Below are 20,774 nucleotides of genomic sequence, written 5' to 3'. Positions count from 1 at the left end.
CGAGAGGCTGCGCATATTCAATCACGCCCACCCCTTTTCCGCACCTGATCCGGGAAAAATCACCCCGGGCGACGCGTCACCTCAGTTCGGCATGCACCGGCTTCGGGATGAACATCGAGAAGATCAACGCACCGACCAACACGACGGCTCCGGTGACCAGTGCGGCGACGTATCCCGCTCCCGCTCCCGCCGACTCCGAGGCGAACGAGGTCTGGGCGGCGTAGATGACGACGAAGCTCAGGCCGGCGCCGAGGTTGATGGCACCGGTGTTCAACCCGGGAAGCGACCCGGGGCGCTCCTTCGGTGAGAGCACGACACCCAGACCGTTGAGCATGATGTTGCCGACTCCCGCGTAGGTGATGCCGACGGCGACGGCGAGCAGCAGGAGCACGAGACGGGAGGCGGTCTCGACGTTGGCGACCATGAGCCCGAGCACCACGATGGTGCCGCCGAGGCCGATCCGCAGCATCGTCCGGTACCCGACCGTGGCGGCGAGTCTTCCGCTGAGCGGACCCATCAGCAGGCCGGCGAGGGCGTAGGGCATGAGGATCCACAGCGAGACCTCCTCCGCACTCATCCCGAGGTTCATCGCGGAGTCCTGCGCGAGGGCCGGCACCACGCCGTTCATGATCGCGAAGATCCCGGAGAGGGTGAGGAGTGAGGTGGCGCTCAACGCCCAGGTGGCGCGCTGCTTCAGCTGGGGGATCGAGACGAGCGGATGATCGAGCCTGCCCTCGAGCTTCCAGAAGGAGACGAACGAGACGACGGCGACCACCGCGAGGACGATCACGAGGATCAGGTCCGCCGCCGCGAGCTTCCCGAGCTCGTTCAGGGCGACGAGCATCGAGCCGACGGAGACGACCAGCAGCAGCGAGCCCCACCAGTCCATCCGCGGACGGTCTTCGGCCATCGTCTCGGGGGCGAGGAAGCGCACGACGAGAGCCGCACCGACGGCGACACCGCCCATGGTCCAGAAGATCGAGGCGAAGCCGTGGTTGGTCGCCAGATACCCGCCGAGCAGAGCGTCGCCCCCGGCGATCCCTCCGTTGACCGCGGTCACGACGCCGAGCAGGGTGCCGTAGACCTTCGGATCCGCGACGGCCGCGCGCAACATGATCAGGCACAGCGGAACCACCGGTCCCGACACGCCCTGGATGAGGCGACCGATGAAGAGCATCGGGACGTTGGTGGCGAGCGCCGCGACGACGCAGCCGACCGCCATCACGACGAGCATCCCGACCAGAACCCGTCGGCGCCCGATCAGATCGCCGAGACGGGGGAGGAAGAGGGTGAACAGGGCGGCGGCCGTGAAGAAGACGGTCTGGGTCGCCGCGATCTCGGAGGCGGTCGCGTCGAGCTCACGCTCCATCGTCACCAGAGCCGGGCTCAGCATGCTGGCGTTGAGTTGGAACGCGAGGCACGCCGCGAGGAGCGCGATCATCAGCGAAACCACGCTGGAACGGGTACGAACCGCATCTGTCTGGTTGGTCATTGCTCACTTCTTCGTGTCGATTGTTGGCTGTTCGCGTGCGTAATCCTTTACGCACGTCATATCTTTGAGTCGTGGTGCCACCGGCACCGGGGATGAGAGTCTTGATGAAGAAGGCGTCCGTCACGCTGCACGAGGTCGCAGCCGCCGCCGGTGTGTCCATCGCGACGGTCTCCCGGGCCCTCAACGGCAAGGACCGCGTGTCGGGACGCACGGCCGAGCATGTCGCGCAGGTGGCCGAGCAGCTGGGCTACCGGGTCAACCTCATCGGCCGCGGTCTGCGCGCGGGCACAGGCGCCACCATCGGGGTGGTCGTCCCCGTCATCAGCAACCCCTTCTACGGTGAGCTCATACACCGCCTCGAGGACCATCTGCAGCGCCGCGGGTTCGACCTCGTCATCGCGGATTCACACGGAGACGTCGACCGGGAACGCGATCGTCTGCGCATGCTGGTCGAACGGCGCGTGGAGGGCATCTTCGTGGTGCCGTCCGATGCCGAGCTCTCGTTCGAGGCGGTCGCCGACACCGCGCGCAGGGTTCCGCTGGTGCAGCTCGACCGGCGAGTGCTCGATCTTCCGGCGGACTTCGTCGGGGTCGACAACGATGCCGGCATCGACCTCGCCGTCGAGCACGTCACCTCCCGCGGCGCGAAGCGTGTCGTCCTCGTCTCCGGCAACGACGTGACCTCGGTGGGTCGCGAGCGGCGGGCCGCCTTCGAGGCGACGGTGCGCACCCGCGGGTTGCCGCACGAGGAGAGCATCTTCGGCGAGTACCTGCTGTCGTTCGGCGAGAGCGCCGCGGAGGCGCTGCTGGCCCGCGGCCCGCTTCCCGATGCGATCATCGCCGGAGACGACCTCGTCGCGGCCGGCGCCATCGCCGCACTGAAGCATGCGGGGCGGAGCGTCCCCTCCGACGTGCAGGTCACCGGGTTCGACGGCACGATGCTCGCGGATGTCTGCGAGCCGCGGCTGACGACCGTGGTGCAGCCGTTCGACGAGCTGGCCCGCGAGGCGACGGAGGCGCTGGTGCGGCGGATGGAGGATCCCGACGCGCCGTACATCCTCAGCCGTCTCGCGCCGAGTCTGCGCGTGGCCGAGTCCACGACGCCCGCCGCACCGCGCTGAGCATCAGGCCAATGCGCCGACAGCATCCGTCACCAGGTCCCAGAACTTCGGCGCGTCGAGGGTGATCGCGACGTCGGTGTTCGGCTCCTTGCCCAGCATGTCGTGCAGGTCGACGCAGGTCGCACCGGCCGTGAACTCACCGGTCGTCTCGATGTCGACGTGGCAGCGCTGGACCGTGGCGACGGCCCGATCGATCGCGATGGCGACGGTGATGGGATCGTGCAGAGGTCCCTCCGGCATGCCCTCGGCCTTCTCGTAGGTGCTGCAGAAGAAGCGCAGCAGCTCCACTCCGAATGCCGAGGTTGCGTTGCCGACCGCACCGATCCGCTGGATCACCTCGTCGGTGATCAGTGCCTGGTGGGAGATGTTGAGCCCGACCATGGTGAGCGGAACGCCGGATGCGAAGATCACGGCCGCGGCCTCGGGATCTGCCCAGGCGTTGAACTCCGGATACGCGCCGACGTTGCCGCGGCCGGTCGAGCCGCCCATCCAGATGATCTCCTTGATCTGGGGCACGACCTCCGGATGCTGCTGCAGGAGGAGCGCGATGTTGGTGAGCGGGCCGGTGGGGATCACGGTGATCGGCTCCGGCGAGGCGGCGAGGGTGTCGGCGAGGAACTGCACGGCGTGACGCGGGTCGAGGGGCACGGTCGGCTCGGGGAGCACCGGTCCGCCCAGCGCGTTCTCCCCGTGGATCCATGCGCCGGGGGTGAGTTCACGGACGAGGGGCTTGTCGGCACCGGCGGCGACCGTCACGTCCGTCACGCCGGCGACGGTGAGTGCGATCCGCGCATTCCGGGTGGTGTGCTCGAGGTAGCCGTTGCCGCCCACCGTCGTCACACCGCGGAGGTCGATGGCGTCGTTTCCGGCCGCGAGCCAGATGGCGAAGACGTCGTCGTGGCCGGGATCGCAGTCGAGAAGGACGGGAGTTGTCATGGTGCTCCTTTGCAGATGTACGTGCGTAAACGTTTACACTTTCTATCATGAACGTCAAGCCGGCCGCGATTTCCGCGTTCCGATGCCTCCGCTCGATCCGAAAGCTGCTGCCATGACCTCTCCTGCTCTTCCATCCCTCGTCGTCGTCGGCAGCGCGAACGTCGACGTCACCGCATTCGTCGAACGACTCCCCACTGCCGGGGAGACCGTGGCCGGCGGGCGACTCTCCCGTGACCTGGGCGGGAAGGGCGCGAACCAGGCCGTCGCCGCCGCGAAGTTGGGCGGAAAGGTCCGGATGGTCGGTGCCGTCGGTGACGACGCCGACGGTTCCTGGACCCGCGCGGAGATGGAGCGTGCCGGCGTCGATGTCGCAGATCTGCGCACCGTGGATGACGCCACCGGCACCGCGCTCATCGTCGTCGACGCGGATGCCGAGAACCAGATCGCGGTCTGCCCCGGCGCCAACGACCACGTCTCCCTGGTCGGTGTGACCTTCGGCGCGGACGAGGCCGTGCTCATGCAGCTGGAGATCGCGCTCGCGGTGGTCGAGGAGGTCGTCGCCTCGGCGGAGGGTTTCATCGCGCTCAATGCCGCTCCCGCCCAGCCGTTGCCCGAGGCTCTGCTGCGCCGGGTCGACCTGTTCATCGTGAACGAGACCGAGCGCGAGCTCATGCCCGAGCTGGCAGAGGCGGAACTCGTCGCGGTCACCTACGGCGCGGCCGGCGCTGCGCTGTATCGCCGTGGCGAGGAGATCGCCCGAGCCGACGGCGTCCCCGCCGAGGCCGTCAACACCGTCGGTGCCGGTGACGCCTTCTGCGCGGCCCTCGTACTCGCGCTGCGTGCCGGGCACGCGCCGGCCGATGCGCTGGCCGCCGCCTGCGCGGTGGGATCCGCGGCGGTGTCGCACCTGTCGTCCCAGCCCCCGTTCGAACACCTGAGCCGGTATCTTCCTGTGGCCTGAGCGGCGCCCGGAGAAGGAGAAGGCCCGGTGTCCTCAACGGAACCGGGCCTTCTTCAGAGTGACAGAAGGCCGAGCCCTGTGGGCCCGGCCTTGTGTCATTCGCTGTGCGCGAGGGGGGACTTGAACCCCCACGTCCTTACGGACACTGGCACCTGAAGCCAGCGCGTCTACCATTCCGCCACTCGCGCGAGTGTCTCGTTCCGAAGAACTCAACTTCCCAAAGATATCACGCGATTTCACCCCCTGATGCACGCCTCAGACCCCGATCGGCGGCGTTCCCCCAGGTCACCTGGCTACGATGTGTCTACCGGTCGGCATGCCAGAGGAGCCCAGTGGGACTACTTGACAGCTTTGAGAAGGGTCTCGAGCGCGCAGTCAACAGCGCGTTCGCGAAGACCTTCCGCAGCGGCATTCAGCCGGTGGAGATCGCTTCGGCGCTCCGTCGCGAGGCCGACACGAAGGCGGCGGTCGTGAGCCGCGATCGCATCATCGCGCCGAACAGTTTCGTCGTGCGCCTCAGCCCGGACGACGCGGAGCGGATGCGCGGACTCGGCGGCGCCCTCACCGACGAGCTGCTCGCTCTGCTGACCAAGCACGCCAAGGCACAGGGCTACAGCTTCTCCGGCCCGCTGTCGATCAACCTCGAAGCCGACGAGAAGGTCGCCACGGGAACCGTGCGCGTGAACTCGGGCACGGTCGAGAGCCGGGTGAGCTGGCAGGCCGTGGTCGACGTCGACGGCCGTCGTCTCTCGATCAACCGCGCCCGCACGGTCATCGGCCGGGGGACGGATGCCGACATCACGATCGCGGACGCCGGATCCAGCCGCAAGCACGCCGAGATCCTGTGGGACGGCGAGCGCGCCATGATGCGCGACCTGGGCTCCACGAACGGCACCAAGGTCAACGGCCAGAAGCTCCGCGAGGCCGCCCTCCCCACCGACACGACCATCACCATCGGACGTACCGACCTGGTGTTCCGGATCGTCCCCGTGGCCAGCCCGTCGCGTCCTGCGCCCCGCGGCGACGACGCCACCCGAGCGTTCGGAGCCCTCGGTTGAGTGAACTGATCCTCCTCCTGCTCCGCATCGGGTTCCTCGTCCTGATGTGGTTCTTCGTGTTCGGCGTCGTGTACTCGCTCCGCGCCGACCTCTTCGGCGTCCGTGTGCGCAAGCTCCCCGCCGAGGCGACCGCCGGCGCACCCGCTCCTGCGGCAGCACCGGCAGCGGCCCCCGCGGCGAAGCCGTCATCCGCACGCTCCTCGACCGGACCGGCGACCGTCGCCACCGCCAAGCGCCTGGTCATCACGTCCGGGCCCAAGGCCGGCCTCGAGCTCCCGCTCAGTGCCGACTCGCTCACGATCGGCCGCTCCAGCGAGTCGGCTCTCGTGATCCGTGACGACTACACGTCCAGCCACCACGCCCGCCTGATGCTGCGCGGCGACAGCTGGGCGATCCAGGACCTCGACTCGACCAACGGGACCTTCGTCGCCGGCCAGCGCGTGTCGGCCTCACCGGTCGCCCTCTCGCTCGGCACCCCCATCAAGGTGGGCGCCACGACCTTCGAGCTGCGAGCCTGACCCCGGCATGGTCTTCGAAGGCTCGAGCGTCGCGATCTCCCACACCGGGAAGATCCGCTCCAACAACCAGGACTCCGGGTACTCCGGAGCGAACCTGTTCGCCGTCGCCGACGGCATGGGCGGCCACGCCGGTGGAGACGTCGCCTCGAGCATCGCGATCCAGCGGCTGCAGCCCCTCGACCAGGGCTACTCCTCGGTCGAAGACGCGCAGGCCTCGCTGCAGGCCGCCGCGACGACCGCCGCGGGCGACCTCATCCGCGCCGCGAAGGAGCGTCCCGAACTCGCCGGTCTCGGCACGACGGTCAGCGCGATCATCATGGTCGACGAGTACGCGGTCATCGGCCACATCGGCGACTCGCGCATCTACCTGTACCGCGACGACGCACTGACCCAGATCACCGCCGACCACACCTTCGTGCAGCGCCTGGTCGACTCCGGTCGGATCACCCCGGAGGAGGCGCGCTACCACCCGCGGCGCTCGGTCCTCATGCGGGTGCTCAGCGACATGGATGCCGACCCCGAGCTCGACATGTTCGTCATGCACACGCAGCCCGGCGACCGATGGCTGCTCTGCTCCGACGGGCTCTCCGGAGTGGTCGACGAGACTCGCATCCTCAAGGCGATGCAGCTCGGCGTCGCCCCCGGCCGCACGGCGGACTACCTGCTCAAGCAGGCACTCGACGGAGGCGCTCCCGACAACGTCACGATCGTGCTCGTCGACGTCGGCGGGCAGCATCCGATCCACTCCGGCACCCCCACGATCGTGGGCTCGGCCTCGAACCCCGACGGCGTCTACGTGCCGCCGGTGCGCCCGCCGCGCGGAAACTGGCTGCACCCGGTTCGGCAGGCCGCGAACGAGCCCAGCCACTTCGAGCCCGCCCCCGAGTATCTCGAGGAGCTCATCGAAGAGGATCGGCGTCGCGCGAAGCGCCGCCGGGCGGGCTGGATCGCCGGCGCGCTCCTGGTCGTCGCGATGCTGGTCGTGGCCGCCTTCGCCGCGTACAGCTGGACCCAGACGCGCTACTTCATCGGCGCCGACGACGACAGCGTCGTGATCTTCCAGGGCGTGCAGCAGAACATCGGCCCGATCACGCTGTCCACCCCGATCGAGGACACCGACATCCTCCTCGCGAACCTGCCGCAGTATCAGCGGGCATCCGTCGAACGCACGATCAATGCGCGCTCGCTGGCCGACGCGATGGCCATCGTCGACCGTCTGCGGGCGGGCGCCGACGCGAACGTGATCGAGCAGACACCGCTTCCCACCCCGCTGCCGACGCCGAGCGCGACCCCCGCGGGGGGTGAGGGATGAGCACCGACGTGCAGGCGGACACCACCGTCATCAAGGCCCTCAAGCGACTCCGGATGCCGCAGACGCAGCGCAACCGCGAGTTCTGGTTGCTGCTGTTCGCTTGTGCGATGAGCGGCGCCGCGCTCACTCTCGTCCAGCTGGGCGCACTCGGCGTGATCGACCCGATGATCCTCGCGATCGGCGGCGGTCTCGCGGCCCTCGCCTTCGCTCTGCACATCGTGCTGCGTTTCGTCGCCGCCGATGCGGATCCGTTCGTCGTGCCCATCGCGACGCTGTTGACCGGCCTCGGCATCGCGATGATCTACCGCATCGACATCGCCTTCAAGAACACCGGCTGGGACGCCTACTCCACGAAACAGCTCGCCTGGACCGCGATCTCCCTCGCGGGCGCCATCGCGGTCGTGATCCTGCTGCGCAACTATCGGATCCTGTTCCGGTACACCTACATCTTCGGTCTCGCCGGAATCCTGCTCCTGCTGCTGCCGTTCGTGCCCGGCCTCCGCATCGACGACGCGAACGCGGCCGTCTGGGTGTCGCTGGGCGGCGTCTTCGCCTTCCAGCCCGGCGAGCTCGCAAAGATCTGCCTGGCGATCTTCTTCGCCGGCTACCTCGTACGCACCCGCGAGAGCCTCACGTCGGTCGGCAAGAGGGTTCTCGGCATCACCTGGCCCCGCATGCGGGAACTGGGACCTGTCCTCGTGGTCTGGCTCATCTCGCTCGGGATCATCGTCTTCCAGCGCGATCTCGGTACCGGAACCCTGATCTTCGGCATGTTCGTCGCGATGCTCTACGTCGCCACCGGGAAGACCAGCTGGGTCCTCATCGGCCTCGGACTCGTCGTCGCCGGCGTGGCACTCGCGACGCAGATCCTCAGCTACGTGCAGGGTCGCTTCATCAACTGGCTGTTCCTGTTCGACGCGAACCAGGTCGATCCCGACGGCGCGGGGTATCAGCCGATGCAGGGCCTGTTCGGGCTCGCCCGCGGCGGACTCATCGGCACCGGCTGGGGTCAGGGACGCCCGGAGGTCACGCCGCTCGCGCACAGCGACTACATCATCACCAGCCTCGGTGAAGAGCTCGGCCTGATCGGGCTGTTCGCGATCCTGTGCCTCTACATGGTCTTCGTCAGCCGCGGCATGCGCATCGGTCTCGCCGGTCAGGACGACTTCGGCAAGCTGCTCGCCACCGGCCTCTCGTTCACCATCGCGCTGCAGGTGTTCATCATGGTCGGCGGCGTCACCCGGCTGATCCCGCTGACCGGCCTGACCACCCCGTTCCTCGCCGCCGGCGGATCGTCGCTCGTGGCCAACTGGCTCATCGTGGCGCTGCTGCTGCGCATCTCCGACGGCGTCCGCCGCCAACCGAGGGTCGTGATCGGATGACCAGAGAGCTCCGCCGCCTCAGCATCGTCATGCTGTTCATGTTCATCGCGCTCTTCGCCGCGACCAGCTGGATCCAGGTGGTCGAGGCCGATGCCCTCGCCCAGAACAGCAACAACAAGCGCACCCGCCTCGACAGCTACGAGATCCAGCGCGGCGCGATCATCGTCGACGGCGCCACCATCGCCAACTCGGTGCCCAGCGACGACAGGTACCAGTTCCAGCGCGTCTACACGGATGCCGCGATGTGGGAACCGGTGACCGGCTACTTCAACGCGGCACTCGATTCGCGCACGGGTATCGAACGCGCCATGAACGCCGAACTCTCCGGCACAGGCGCCAATGCCCTGCTCGCCGAGGTCGAACGCATCATCTCCGGCCAGCCCCAGCGCGGGTACAGCGTGGAGCTGTCGCTGAACACGGCGGCTCAGCGCGCCGCCTATGAAGCACTCGGCGGGCTGCAGGGTGCCGTCGTCGCGATGGAACCGAAGACCGGACGCATCCTCGCCATGGTCTCCACCCCGGGTTTCGACACGAATCAGATGGCGACGCACGACGCGGACGCGGCGAACGCCACCTACGACCAGCTCGCCGCCGACCCCGGCAAGCCGCTGTCCAACCGCGCGATCGCCGGCGACCTCAACCCGCCGGGATCGACGTTCAAGGTCGTCGTCGCAGCGGCGGCGTACGCCAGCGGGAACTGGACCCCGCAGTCGACGCTGCCCAACCCCATCTCGTACACGCTCCCCGGCTCCTCCAATCGGGTGTCGAACGCCTGGGGCGGCAAGTGCGGGCCGGGCGCCACGGTCACGATCGCCGAGGCCATCCGGCTCAGCTGCAACATCCCGATGGCGGAGCTCGCCGTCGAGCTCGGCGACGACACGATCCGCGAGATGGCCGAGAAGCTCGGCTTCAACAAGTCCTTCGAGACTCCGCTGGAATCGACCCCCTCCAGCTACCCCCGTGCCCTCGACGACGCGCAGACCGCACTCACCGGATTCGGCCAGGGCAAGGTCACCGCGACCCCCCTGCAGATGGCGATGGTGTCGGCCGGTCTCGCGAACGACGGCGTCGTGATGAATCCCCGGATGGTGGATGCCGTGATCGGGAACGACCTGTCGGTGATCGAGGCCTTCCAGGACAGCGAGTTCGGCCGTGCGATGGAGGCCGATGTCGCCGACGACGTGACCGCGTCGATGGTGGCCAGCGTCGCTACGGGCGCGGCCCAGGGTGCAAGAATAGACGGGATCGACGTGGCCGGTAAGACGGGCACCGCAGAGAACGGAAACAGGCCGCACACGTTGTGGTTCACCGGCTTCGCGCCGGCGGACGACCCCGCGGTCGCAGTAGCGGTCGTCGTCGAAGACGGCGGCGGACAGGGACAATCAGGCAGTGGCGACACCATCGCCGCTCCGATTGCGAAGAAGGTCATAGAGGCGGTGCTGGGCAGATGAGGCCGACGCAGGGTGTGTCGTTCGGTGGTCGTTACGAGCTGCAGTCGCGTATCGCGATCGGTGGCATGGGCGAGGTGTGGGAAGCGACGGATCACGTCATCGGACGTACCGTCGCGATCAAGATCCTCAAGGACGAGTACATGGGGGACCCCGGGTTCCTCGAGCGGTTCCGCGCGGAAGCGCGGCACGCTGCTCTCGTGAACCATGAGGGCATCGCCAGCGTCTTCGACTACGGCGAGGAGAACGGCAGCGCCTACCTCGTCATGGAACTCGTGCCCGGCGAGGCTCTCTCGACCGTGCTCGAGCGCGACGGTGCACTCAGCGCCGACAAGACGCTCGACATCGTGGCCCAGACGGCATCCGCTCTGCAGGCCGCACACGCGGCCGGTCTCGTGCACCGCGACATCAAGCCGGGAAACCTGCTGATCACGCCCGACGGCCGCGTCAAGATCACCGACTTCGGCATCGCCCGCATCGCCGATCAGGTTCCGCTGACGGCGACCGGCCAGGTCATGGGCACCGTGCAGTACCTGTCTCCCGAGCAGGCATCGGGTCACCCGGCGTCTCCCGCCACCGACACCTATTCGCTCGGCATCGTCGCGTACGAGTGCCTGGCGGGCAAGCGTCCGTTCACGGGCGAGTCGCAGGTGGCGATCGCGATGGCGCAGATCAACGAGCAGCCGCCGCCGCTGCCGCCGACCGTGCCGATCCCGGTGCAGAACCTCGTCATGGCGATGATCGCCAAGAAGCCCAGCGACCGCCCCTCGTCGTCCGCGACGGTGGCCCGTGCGGCCCAGGCGCTTCGTCGCGGCGACCTGAACTCCGCGGCCATCGCCGTGCCCGCGATCGCGACCGGCGGGATCGCCGGCGATGACGATGCGACGCGCATGCTCACGGCGTCCGGAGACGACGGCACCACCCGCATCCTTCCCACCACCGCTCAGCTCCCGACAGAGGACGCTGCGGCGGACGAGAAGAAGAAGAAGAGCCCGTGGACCTGGCCGCTGATCGCGCTGATCGCCCTGCTGGTGATCGTGCTCGGCGGAGCCGTGTGGGCGATGCTGATGAACCAGGGCGACCCTGACGCCAAGCCGTCGGATTCGGCCTCTCCCTCGCAGTCCCAGACGCAGACGCCACCACCGGCGACCACCCCGCCGCCCGAGGTGGTCCGCGTCGACGTGACCGCGTTGGGCCTGGCGGGCATGGATTGCGGCACGGCCACGTCCACGCTCAAGGAGGCCGGTTTCACGGGCGAGATCACCTGCCCCGAGGGCGACCCGGCCCCGACCGACGGCGACGTCGGCAAGGTCTACCGCGTCGTCCCCTCCGGCAACGTCGAGACGACGCAGCCGATGACCCTCACGATCTACGCCGCGCGCGCAGCCCTGCCGACCCCGACCGACACCCCGACCATCACGGGCGACCCGATCGCCGGCAGCACCGTCACCATCTCCTGGGGCACCGGGTTCACCTGCCCGAGCGGCACGACGCTCTCCGGATACGTCGTCTCGCTCCAGAACGGCACGTTCGTGTCGGGCGGGCCGAACTTCCAGCCGACGCAGCGGAACACGCAGATTCAGGTGGCTGATGCCGCCGGCCAGCAGCTCATCGTCACGTACCAGGGCATGTGCTCGGGTGGCGACCAGCGCACGTCGTCCGCGTCGCCGCCGCTCTCCGTTCCGATCGTCGCCGCGACCGACCCCGGCGAGGGTGACGGAGGCGGCGGCACCGAAGGGTAGCCTTTAATCCAGCTCAGCCGCAGTCGTTTTCCAGGGGGTAGTACGTGTCCACAGAGCCACGAGTCATCGCGGGTCGATACCGCGTCGACGAGCTCATCGGGCATGGCGGTATGGCCAAGGTCTATCGAGGCTACGACCTGACGCTCGGCCGTGAGGTCGCGATCAAGATCCTCGATCCCGACCTGGCACGCGACACCGCCTTCCGCACCCGGTTCCGCCTGGAGGCGCAGGCGGCGTCCCGCATGTCGCACCCGTCGATCGTGCGCGTGTTCGACGCCGGCGACCCCTCGTCGAATGATCCGTCGTCCGACGAGCCGCCGTACATCGTGATGGAGCTCGTCAAGGGTACGCTGCTGAAGAAGATCATCGCCGACGGCCCGGTGCCGGTCGAAGACGCGGTGCGCTACGTCGACGGCATCCTCGAGGCACTCGACTACTCGCACCGCGCAGGTGTGGTGCACCGCGACATCAAGCCCGGCAACGTCATGGTGACCGACAAGGGCCAGGTCAAGGTCATGGACTTCGGCATCGCCCGAGCCGTCTCCGACTCCTCGTCGACCGTGGCCGAGACCACGCAGATCATCGGCACCGCTGCCTACTTCTCTCCGGAGCAGGCCAAGGGCGAGCCCGTCGATGCCCGCGCCGACCTGTACTCGACCGGTGTCGTGCTGTACGAGCTGCTCACCGGCCGCCAGCCGTTCCGTGGCGAGTCGCCGGTGGCGGTCGCCTACCAGCACGTCAGCGAGACCCCGATCCCGCCGACCGAGGTGAACGAGGATGCGCCGGGCGCACTCGACCCGATCGTCCTGCGAGCCCTCGCGAAAGACCCCTATCAGCGGTACCCGGATGCCGCGCACTTCCGCGCCGCCCTGGATGCCGCCGTCACCGGGATCGCGCCGACCCGCAAGCAGCTCGGTGCACTGACGAGCGAGCTGTACGGTCCGAGCCCGCGTCAGGCTCAGGAGACCGCGCGTTCGCTGCGCCAGCTCAGCTCCGACACCACCATGACCCGCACCCAGTCGGGTCCTCCGGTCGCCTGGATCTGGGCCGGTGTCGCCCTGCTCGCGGTGCTGCTGGCGTCCGTGCTGTTCTGGGTGGTCACGATCAGCATGCGTCCGCCCGAGGTGCCGAGCACCTCGCGCATCATCCCCAACCTCGTGAACGTGTCGTCCGAGCGCGCACAGGACGACCTCGCGAAGCTCGATCTGACGGCGAAGATCGTGATCGAGTCGAGTTCCGAGATCACCGAGGGCAACGTCATCCGCACCGACCCCGAGGCGGGAGTCTCGGTGGAGGAGGGCTCGACGGTCACCGTGCACGTCTCCTCGGGCGTGGAGACCGTGGTGGTGCCGAAGATCGAAGGCATGGGCCTCGACGATGCCACCAAGGCGCTGAAGGCCGCCGGCCTCGAACTCGGGACCGTGATCCAGCGCAACGACAAGGGTCTCGCCGCCGGCACCGTGATCTCCGCCAGCGAGGCGGCAGAGACTGAGGTCGCCCCCGACACCGTCGTCAACCTCGTCGTCGCCAGCGGCAAGGTGACGCTGACCGACCTCGTCGGCTGGACCGTCGAGGCCGCGACGACGAACCTCACCGACCTCGGGCTGACGCCGGTGCCCGTGGAAGAGGCGGACTGCGCTCCCACGGAGCCCCCGACCGTACACTCGATGTCGGTCGCACCGGGCGACGTGCCGATCGGCTCGCCGGTCGAGCTTCGCTACTGCGCCGCGCCCTGAGTCTCTCGCGACGCGCCCCGTGCGCCGTCGTGTCAGCGTGAGAGTGGATGCAGGCTTTCGGATCGCGCCACGGCATCCGCGTCGCCACAGAGTTCCAGCCAGTTCGCGAGAAGCCGGTACCCGCCTTCGGTGAGCACGCTCTCCGGGTGGAACTGCACGCCGTGCAGCGGCAGCTCTCGATGCGCGAGCCCCATGACCGTTCCATTCGCCGTCCAGGCGGTGACGACGATCTCGGACGGGAGGTCCGCTGCCGCGAGCGCCAGGGAGTGATATCGGCCGACGTCGAACGGCGACGGGATCCCTGCGAACAGCGCCGATCCGTCGTGCGTGACCGCGGAGACCATGCCGTGCATCAACTCGGGCGCCTCGCTCACCGCGGTGCCGAGCGCTTCGCCGATGGTCTGGTGTCCGAGGCAGACGCCGAGCGTCGGCATCCGCCGTCGAGCGGCGATCCGCACCGCGTCGAGCGACACTCCCGCGTCCGCGGGACGTCCGGGGCCGGGGGAGAGCAACAGGGCGTCGTAGCCGGTGAGCATCCGCTCGAACTCGGCGGCGTCCAGCGCGTCGGATTCGACCATCGTGGTCTCGGCGCCGAGCTCGTGGAGGTAGCCGACGAGCGTGTGCACGAAGCTGTCGTGGTTGTCCACCACGAGAACTCGGGTCATTCGACGTCGACCTCGCCGGGGGCGATGATCGGGCTGATCCAGGGGAACACGTACCAGAACAGCCCGTACAGCACGGCGGCGATGAGGACGACCAGGATGAGGACGCGCAGCCACCACGGGCCGGGCAGCAGGCGCCAGAGTGCGGCGTACATCAGTCTTCTCCCTCGTGAGCGTCCACGGTCACACCGATGGTGCGGCCGGAGGCGGCGGCGGGTCGGTCAGCGCGGTGGGGAGCCCCTCGGCGCGGGGCTGGAAGCTCTCGAACACCCCGTAGGCGACGATGCGCTCGGCGAGGGAGTAGAGCGGAGAGCAGGCGGTGAGCGTGATGTACTGCTCTCCGGTCTGCTGCTCGGGCATCTGCGGCACGTCGGCGAGCACATCGGTCTGTGTCGGCTTGACGTACTCGAGCGTGCGGAAGCGGTAGGTGTACCAGCCGTCGGGAGTCTCGACGACGATCGCGTCGTTCAGCTGCAGCTTGTCGAGCTGGTTGAAAGGCTTGCCCCAGGTGGTGCGGTGTCCCGCCATCGAGAAGTTGCCGACCTCGCCGGGCATCTTGGAGTCCTTGTAGACGCCGATCCCCTTCTGATCCAGGGTTCGCGCACGGCTCGTTCCGCCGTAGATGCCGAAGTTGTAGTCGGCTCCGAAACGGGGGATGTGCATCTGCCCGAACCATGTGGCGTCTGCCGGTGCTACGGGCACCGGGGGCACGTAGGTGGTGGTGCCGTCGTCCTCTTCCACGACCGGCGGCAGCTCCGGCGCCTCGCCCTGTGCGAGCTCCTGCGAGATCGCCGCACCCTCTTCGTTCTTCTGGGCGCTGATGATGATGTCGCCGATCCACATCTGCCACGCCACGAAGAGCAGGACGAGCACTCCCGCGGTGAGGAGCAGTTCGCCGAGCACGCTCGCGAAGGTGGCGCGCGAGCGTGGTCGCTCCCGCCGCGGGCGTCGCCCCCCAGGCACGACGGATGCAGTCATGGCGCGATCATATCCCGGGAGGCTGAACGGATGTCGGAGAGCCCGCCATCCCCTCGCTCGCTGCGGACTCGGCAGCTCAAGGGTCTCTTGGGTACAATGACGGCATGGCACGTGAGCGTAAGAGTGAAGAACCCGTCGTCGAGCGCGCCGAAGGCGAGGCCGCTCCCAACGCCGTGTGGTTCAAGCCGGTGATGATCGGCTTCATGCTGCTCGGTCTCGCGTGGATCCTGGTCTTCTACATCTCGGGCATGCAGTTCCCGATCCCGGGTCTCGACAACTGGAACCTGGCCATCGGTCTCGGCATCGCTCTGATCGGCTTCCTGATGACCACTCGCTGGCGCTGACGCCACTCCTTCTTCCCGAAAGGCCCCTCGCACAGCGAGGGGCCTTTCTTCATGCTCCGAGGGAGGGACGGCTCAGGCAAGGGCGCGGGGTTGTTCCCGGAGCGAGCATCGGGAGGGCCCCGCGAAGCGGGAGGGACCCGCTCTGCGAGCGAAGGGAACGACCCCGCGCCCGACCCACAAGCCGAACCGAGCGAAAGTTATCCACAACCTTCTCCACAGCCTGGGGAGAATTACACCGGTGTTATTCACAGGGGTTAACAACCCTGTTAACAACTCGGGATCAGGACAAAATCAGCAACGGTGGGATGAAGGCGACGACGACGATCAACAGGACGACGAGCGCCGAGAGGAGAACGATCTGCCAGGTGCGCTGGTCTCGACGCCTCGTCCGGGTGTAGATGAGGGCGACCAGGGCGCCGACGATCGCACCGCCGAGGTGCGCCTGCCAGGAGATGCCACCGGCGAAGAAGCCGAAGGCGAAGTTGATGCCGAGGATCACGAGGATCCCGGTCACGTTCGCGCCGATGTGGCGGCCGATGATCAACAGCGAGGCCAGCATTCCGAAGATCGCGCCGGATGCGCCGACCGTCGGGTCCAGGGGGGCGAGGAGGGCGACCGCCACCGATCCGCCGAGGCCGCTGATCAGATAGAGGGCCAGGAAGCGGGCGCGGCCGAGCATGGGCTCGAGGCTCTGCCCCAGCATCCACAGGGCGAGCATGTTCAGCGCGAGATGGATGAAGCTGCCGTGCACGAACAGGACGGAGAGGAGGCGCCAGGGCTCGAAGCCCGCACCGAAGAGGTTCGGGTAGAGATACGGCGCGTAGAAGGCGAGTGCCTGCGTGATCGGACCGTTCATCCCGGGGATCAGCTGCACCAGTCCGATGAACGACGTGACGGCGAGCAGCACGTAGGTGACGACCGGCTTGCCGCTGCGGGCGATCGACATGGTGCCGCCGCTGCGAGCACCCCACCGACGCTGGGCCTTCTTCTGCGCGGGGGTGCGGTTCTTGCGCTCGGCGTTCATGCACTCCGGGCAGATGACGCCGACGGGTGCCTGAGTCTGGCACTCGGGGCAGATGGTGCGCATGCACCGCTGGCAGAGCACGAAGCTCTGCCGATCCGGATGCCGGTAGCAGAAGTTGTCGCGATTGCTCGTGAACTCAGGCGTGGTCATCCGGATCGGCCGCAGCTGTCGTCAGGCCGCGACGATGTCGATCGACTGCAGCACGACGGGCTCGACCGGACGGTCTCCGCCACTGGTCGGCACGGCACCGATCTTGTCGACGACAGCCCGCGAGGCGTCGTCGGCGACCTCGCCGAAGATCGTGTGCTTGCCCTGGAGCCACGGGGTCGGGTCGGTGGTGATGAAGAACTGCGACCCGTTGGTGCCCTCGGGCTTGCCTGTGATGGCGTTGCGGCGAAGGCCGGCGTTGGCCATCGCGAGGATGTACGGCTTGTTGAAGTCGAGCTCCATGTTGATCTCGTCGTCGAAGTTGTAGCCGGGACCGCCGACGCCCTGTCCGAGCGGGTCGCCGCCCTGGATCATGAAGTTCGGGATGATGCGGTGGAAGATGACGTCCTTGTAGAGAGGACCCTCGCCCGGCTTGCCGGTGGCGGGATCGGTCCACTCCTGGGTGCCGTCGGCGAGGCCGACGAAGTTCTTGACCGTCTTCGGTGCGTGATCGCCGAAGAGGTTGATGACGATGTCACCGTGGTTGGTGTGCAGGGTTGCGACGTGGGAAGCGTGAGCCATGCCCTCATTCTCGCAGAGCTTTCGGTGAGTTCGCCCGGCGTACCCCGGATCCGCCGACAGCGCAAGGGCCGGGCGATTCCCGCCCGGTATCCAGCCTCCCGTGGCAAGATGGGGAACCCGTACTCCAATGGACAGGAGAGCATCGTGAGCCTCAGCCGCAAGCGGAAGAAGGAACTGCGTCGTCTTCAGAACGACGCCAACCAGCTCTGGGAGAACCAGCAGGTGCTCGTCGGTCACGCCGCCGATGTCGCCCGCGAGGCCGGACGTCAGCTCGGAAACATCAATCGCGAGCAGGTCGTGCCGGTCATCCAGGACACGTACAACCGCCGTGTCGCCCCGGTCGTCGACCGTGGCGTGAAGCTCGGCAAGCACGTCGTCGACGACAAGTTCGTCCCGATCGTGGGCGGAGTCGTCGGTACGGCGCTGACCGCGTGGGACGTCGCGAACGCCAAGCGCCACGGTGTGGCCGTGCAGGTGCGCAAGGCGACCGCGCCGCAGAAGTCGGGCCCGGGCGTCGGCTCGGTCATCGCGATCATCCTCGGTGCTGCCGCGGCCGTCGGTGTGCTCTACGCCGCCTGGCAGGCGCTGCGTGCCGACGACGAGCTCTGGGTCGCGGACGACCCGCTCGCCGCGCCCGACGCGTGACCCCGTCTGATCTCGCCTCCGTCGCCTCTGGTGGCGGGGGCGATCGGCATGCGCGGGTGCGTGAGGCCGCCGCCGCGCGCGGACTCGACATCGAGATCCTCGAACGCCCTGCGGCCGGCAGCCTGTTCGAGGCCGCCGAGCTGCTGGGCATCCCCCCGTCGGGCATCGTGAAGACCCTCGTCGTGAAACGCTCGGACGATACCTTCCTGTTCGCGCTCGTGCCCGGCGGACGCTCGATCTCGTGGCCGAAGCTGCGCGCCCTGGTGGGCGTGAACAAGCTGCGCCTGCCCGAGCCCGAGCTCGCGCTCCAGGCGACCGGCTACGAGCGGGGCACCATCGTTCCCATCGGCAGCACCACGGATTGGCCGATCTACGCCGACGAGTCCATCGTGGGTCAGCGCATCGCGATGGGTGCCGGCGCTCACGGTTACAGCCTCTTCGTCGAGGCCGACGACCTCATCGCCGCGTACGGCGCGACCGTCGCCGACATCTCGGTTCCCGAGGAGCGCTGACCTCAGAGGATGCCGGCCATGCGCATCGCGATGTCGACGAGCTTGACCCGCTGCAGTTCGGCCACGGACTTCAAGGGGAACCACTCGGCCATGTCGGTCGAGCCATCGGTCTCGAAGCGCAGCTTGCCGCCCGTGACCTGCGCGCGATAGACGATGCGCAGCGTGTGCAGCGGATCCGCGGCCTTCTGCACGCGGCGTCCCGCGGGGATGACCCGGGAGTGGATGCCGAGGAGCTCGCCGACCTTCACGGTGTAGCCGGTCTCCTCCCGGAGCTCGCGGCGCACCGCATCCTCCGGCGACTCACCGGGTTCGAGTCCGCCACCCGGCATGGTCCATGCGACGCGACGGCCCTCGGTCCACCGCGCCAACAGCAGACGCCCGTCGTCATCGGTGACGACCGCGTACGCCGCGACACGCAGGTCCATGGATCACACACTATCCGGCAGCGAGGACCCCGGATGACCGCGTGTCAGACGACCCGGACGCCGCCCACGTAGGTCGCCATCACCCGCGTCTCGGCGAGGTCTTCGGCCGAGACCGTGAGGGGATCACGGTCGACCACGATGAAGTCGCCGAGGAGTCCGGGTGCCAGCGCACCCACCTCATGCTCGCTGAAGAGCTGCCACGCCGCGTTCGTGGTGTGGGCGAGGAGGGCCTGGTCGCGGGTGACCGCCGTGCCGCCGGGCATCCGATATCCGTTGCGCGTGGTTCGGGTCTCGGCGACGGCCATGTTGCGGAACGGCTCGGTGGGGGTGACCCAGCCGTCGTTGTGGAAGGTCGCCCGGTGACCGGCGGCGAAGGCGGCACCGGCATCGGCCCAGGCACCGCCGTGCTCCGGGCCGAAGAGGTCGTCGACCAGCACCTCTCCCCAGTAAGTGATGTGGTCGACGAAGAGACTGACGGTGACGCCGAGGGCCGCCGCGTGCTCGAACTGCACGGGTGTCATGGCCCCGCAGTGCTCGAGGCGGAAGCGGTGGTCGGTGAGCCCGTGCTGCCGGATGAGCTGCTCGTACACGTCGAGCGTCGCGTCGATCGCGAGGTCACCGTGCACATGGCAGGCGAGCTGCCAGCCCGCGGCGGTATAGGGTTCGGCGATCGCGGGCAGCTGTTCGGCCGTGTAGTTCGCGTGTCCGATGTGATGCGGTTCGAGCCCGAGGGAGCGGGTCGCCGGGGTGTCGAGGTAGGGGAAGGAGGTGGCGATGTTGCCCACCCACGGAGAGCCGTCGGACCAGGTCTTCACCCCGGTCTGACGGAACACGGGATCGCCGTCACTCGGCGGAGCCACGACTCCGCCGGGGCGGGACATCTCGTACCACCGCAGCCGCACCGGCATCGCACCCTGCGCCCGGAGAGCATCGATGAGCGGGTTGAGCTCGGGGTTCCACGACAGGTCCGACACCGTGGTGATGCCGCGGGATGCCAGGTCGTGCAGGTGCGCGGGGAGGATCCGGGGGAGATGCTCCTGCGCCTTCGCGAGCATCGGCGCCACGACCTGCTCGACCGCCGCGGCCTCGAGGGCGACGCCTGTGAGCTCCCCGGCGGCATCACGGCCGAACGAGGCGCCGACCGGATCGGGGGTTTCCCGATCGATGCCTGCGGCGAGCGCGGCCGCGGTGTTGAAGTACACGGAATGACCGGAGTTGTGGATGACGACGAGGGGCACGTTGCCCGCGAGCTCGTCGAGCAAGCGGATGTCGGGGTCGGGCAGTCCACGCTGCAGCAGAGCATCCCACCCGTTCGCGAAAACCGCTTCGCCGCCGGCATCCGCCACCGCCGCTCGGAGCGCCGCGAGGACGCCTTCCGCCTCAGGGATCACCACGGGACGGAGGTCGACCACGAGGTCGGACAGCAGGATCGCGGAGAAGCCCGGATGCCCGTGCGGCTCGATCAGACCGGGCATGACCCAGCCGTCGAGGGCTGTGGTCTCGGCATCCGGGAAGCGGCGGAGGAGGTCGTCCGTCGTCCCGACGGCGACGATCGTTCCGTCGTGGACGACCATCGCCTCCACTTCGGCGTCGGCGCTCGGGACGAGCGGGCGGATACGGCCGGTGAAGACTGTCGTCATGGCGTCAGTCTGGCAGTCGAGGTGCCGTCGAGGATCGATCACGAATCAAGAAGCACACCGCGGCTGAGCGTACGTAGTCTGAATCCCACACCAGCAGCACATCGAGAGG

General features: G+C 68.3%; 21 protein-coding genes and 1 tRNA gene. 12 read left to right on the top strand and 10 right to left on the bottom strand.

What is annotated here, in order from left to right:
* Nucleotides 1-76: 76 nt before the first annotated feature.
* Nucleotides 77-1,492, bottom strand: a complete 1,416-nt coding sequence (uriT, locus tag GZ67_RS0119160; RefSeq protein WP_029264167.1) for a uridine transporter UriT — start codon at nucleotides 1,490-1,492, stop codon at nucleotides 77-79.
* A gap of 104 nt (nucleotides 1,493-1,596) precedes the next feature.
* On the opposite strand from uriT, the gene GZ67_RS0119155 reads away from it, so the two are divergent.
* Complete coding sequence (locus GZ67_RS0119155; RefSeq protein ID WP_029264168.1) at nucleotides 1,597-2,613, top strand: LacI family DNA-binding transcriptional regulator; 1,017 nt, start codon at nucleotides 1,597-1,599, stop codon at nucleotides 2,611-2,613.
* A 3-nt stretch (nucleotides 2,614-2,616) separates the two neighbouring features.
* Here the strand turns inward: GZ67_RS0119155 and GZ67_RS0119150 are convergent, their stop codons facing one another.
* Nucleotides 2,617-3,549 (bottom strand): nucleoside hydrolase, encoded by a 933-nt coding sequence (locus GZ67_RS0119150; RefSeq protein ID WP_029264169.1) that lies wholly within the window; start codon nucleotides 3,547-3,549, stop codon nucleotides 2,617-2,619.
* 112 nt (nucleotides 3,550-3,661) lie between these two features.
* Here GZ67_RS0119150 and GZ67_RS0119145 point away from each other — a divergent pair, with 112 nt between their 5' ends.
* Nucleotides 3,662-4,510 (top strand): ribokinase, encoded by an 849-nt coding sequence (locus GZ67_RS0119145; protein WP_029264170.1) that lies wholly within the window; start codon nucleotides 3,662-3,664, stop codon nucleotides 4,508-4,510.
* Between the two features lie 105 nt (nucleotides 4,511-4,615).
* Here GZ67_RS0119145 and GZ67_RS0119140 read toward each other — a convergent pair.
* Nucleotides 4,616-4,698: transfer RNA gene (locus GZ67_RS0119140), tRNA-Leu, on the bottom strand.
* Nucleotides 4,699-4,842: 144 nt separating this feature from the next.
* Between GZ67_RS0119140 and GZ67_RS20950 the strand changes: the two genes are divergently transcribed.
* From GZ67_RS20950 to pknB, 7 genes are read left to right on the top strand one after another with little or no spacing between them, the layout of a single operon-like run.
* Nucleotides 4,843-5,568, top strand: coding sequence for an FhaA domain-containing protein (locus GZ67_RS20950; RefSeq protein WP_029264171.1), 726 nt, complete (start codon nucleotides 4,843-4,845; stop codon nucleotides 5,566-5,568).
* Complete coding sequence (locus GZ67_RS0119130) at nucleotides 5,565-6,086, top strand: FHA domain-containing protein FhaB/FipA (protein WP_029264172.1); 522 nt, start codon at nucleotides 5,565-5,567, stop codon at nucleotides 6,084-6,086. Before GZ67_RS20950 ends, GZ67_RS0119130 begins: the two co-directional genes overlap by 4 nt.
* Before the next feature lie 7 nt (nucleotides 6,087-6,093).
* Complete coding sequence (locus GZ67_RS0119125; protein ID WP_029264173.1) at nucleotides 6,094-7,398, top strand: PP2C family protein-serine/threonine phosphatase; 1,305 nt, start codon at nucleotides 6,094-6,096, stop codon at nucleotides 7,396-7,398.
* Entirely contained in the window at nucleotides 7,395-8,780 is a 1,386-nt protein-coding gene (locus GZ67_RS0119120; RefSeq protein ID WP_029264174.1) for an FtsW/RodA/SpoVE family cell cycle protein, read from the top strand. The genes GZ67_RS0119125 and GZ67_RS0119120 overlap by 4 nt, the downstream gene beginning before the upstream one ends.
* Nucleotides 8,777-10,231: a penicillin-binding transpeptidase domain-containing protein gene (locus GZ67_RS0119115; RefSeq protein WP_029264175.1), complete on the top strand. Its 1,455-nt coding sequence runs from the start codon at nucleotides 8,777-8,779 to the stop codon at nucleotides 10,229-10,231. Before GZ67_RS0119120 ends, GZ67_RS0119115 begins: the two co-directional genes overlap by 4 nt.
* Entirely contained in the window at nucleotides 10,228-11,970 is a 1,743-nt protein-coding gene (locus tag GZ67_RS0119110) for a protein kinase domain-containing protein (RefSeq protein WP_029264176.1), read from the top strand. Before GZ67_RS0119115 ends, GZ67_RS0119110 begins: the two co-directional genes overlap by 4 nt.
* A 44-nt stretch (nucleotides 11,971-12,014) precedes the next feature.
* Nucleotides 12,015-13,706, top strand: a complete 1,692-nt coding sequence (gene pknB, locus GZ67_RS0119105) for a Stk1 family PASTA domain-containing Ser/Thr kinase (protein ID WP_029264177.1) — start codon at nucleotides 12,015-12,017, stop codon at nucleotides 13,704-13,706.
* Nucleotides 13,707-13,738: 32 nt separating this feature from the next.
* Here the strand turns inward: pknB and GZ67_RS0119100 are convergent, their stop codons facing one another.
* From GZ67_RS0119100 to GZ67_RS0119090, 3 genes are read right to left on the bottom strand one after another with little or no spacing between them, the layout of a single operon-like run.
* A complete protein-coding gene (locus tag GZ67_RS0119100; RefSeq protein ID WP_029264178.1) occupies nucleotides 13,739-14,371 on the bottom strand; it encodes an anthranilate synthase component II in 633 nt (210 codons plus the stop codon).
* Entirely contained in the window at nucleotides 14,368-14,523 is a 156-nt protein-coding gene (locus tag GZ67_RS20945; RefSeq protein WP_036304389.1) for a hypothetical protein, read from the bottom strand. The genes GZ67_RS0119100 and GZ67_RS20945 overlap by 4 nt, the downstream gene beginning before the upstream one ends.
* Before the next feature lie 28 nt (nucleotides 14,524-14,551).
* Nucleotides 14,552-15,346, bottom strand: coding sequence for a class E sortase (locus tag GZ67_RS0119090; protein ID WP_029264179.1), 795 nt, complete (start codon nucleotides 15,344-15,346; stop codon nucleotides 14,552-14,554).
* Nucleotides 15,347-15,450: 104 nt separating this feature from the next.
* Here GZ67_RS0119090 and GZ67_RS0119085 point away from each other — a divergent pair, with 104 nt between their 5' ends.
* The gene (locus GZ67_RS0119085) at nucleotides 15,451-15,690 is read left to right on the top strand and encodes a cell division protein CrgA (RefSeq protein ID WP_029264180.1); all 240 of its coding nucleotides are present in this window, start codon (nucleotides 15,451-15,453) and stop codon (nucleotides 15,688-15,690) included.
* Nucleotides 15,691-15,970: 280 nt separating this feature from the next.
* Here GZ67_RS0119085 and GZ67_RS0119080 read toward each other — a convergent pair whose 3' ends face one another.
* Nucleotides 15,971-16,864 carry a rhomboid family intramembrane serine protease gene (locus tag GZ67_RS0119080; RefSeq protein WP_029264181.1) on the bottom strand — a complete coding sequence of 298 codons (894 nt, stop codon included), beginning with the start codon at nucleotides 16,862-16,864 and terminating at the stop codon, nucleotides 15,971-15,973.
* A gap of 21 nt (nucleotides 16,865-16,885) precedes the next feature.
* Nucleotides 16,886-17,443 (bottom strand): peptidylprolyl isomerase, encoded by a 558-nt coding sequence (locus GZ67_RS0119075; RefSeq protein WP_029264182.1) that lies wholly within the window; start codon nucleotides 17,441-17,443, stop codon nucleotides 16,886-16,888.
* A 144-nt stretch (nucleotides 17,444-17,587) separates the two neighbouring features.
* Between GZ67_RS0119075 and GZ67_RS0119070 the strand changes: the two genes are divergently transcribed.
* Complete coding sequence (locus GZ67_RS0119070; RefSeq protein ID WP_029264183.1) at nucleotides 17,588-18,088, top strand: hypothetical protein; 501 nt, start codon at nucleotides 17,588-17,590, stop codon at nucleotides 18,086-18,088.
* 56 nt (nucleotides 18,089-18,144) lie between these two features.
* Nucleotides 18,145-18,600 (top strand): aminoacyl-tRNA deacylase, encoded by a 456-nt coding sequence (locus GZ67_RS0119065; protein WP_029264184.1) that lies wholly within the window; start codon nucleotides 18,145-18,147, stop codon nucleotides 18,598-18,600.
* A gap of 2 nt (nucleotides 18,601-18,602) precedes the next feature.
* Here the strand turns inward: GZ67_RS0119065 and GZ67_RS0119060 are convergent, their stop codons facing one another.
* Both GZ67_RS0119060 and GZ67_RS0119055 read right to left on the bottom strand, forming a co-directional pair.
* On the bottom strand, nucleotides 18,603-19,025 hold the full coding sequence (locus GZ67_RS0119060) for an NUDIX hydrolase (RefSeq protein WP_029264185.1): 423 nt from the start codon (nucleotides 19,023-19,025) through the stop codon (nucleotides 18,603-18,605).
* Nucleotides 19,026-19,069: 44 nt separating this feature from the next.
* Nucleotides 19,070-20,665: an amidohydrolase gene (locus GZ67_RS0119055; protein ID WP_029264186.1), complete on the bottom strand. Its 1,596-nt coding sequence runs from the start codon at nucleotides 20,663-20,665 to the stop codon at nucleotides 19,070-19,072.
* Between the last annotated feature and the right edge of the window lie 109 nt (nucleotides 20,666-20,774).

This window comes from Microbacterium sp. Cr-K20 (assembly GCF_000708325.1).
In the GTDB taxonomy this organism is placed as follows: Bacteria; Actinomycetota; Actinomycetes; order Actinomycetales; family Microbacteriaceae; genus Microbacterium.
Note: the sequence above shows the minus strand (reverse complement) of the source record. Positions and strands in the feature narration are given on the sequence as shown.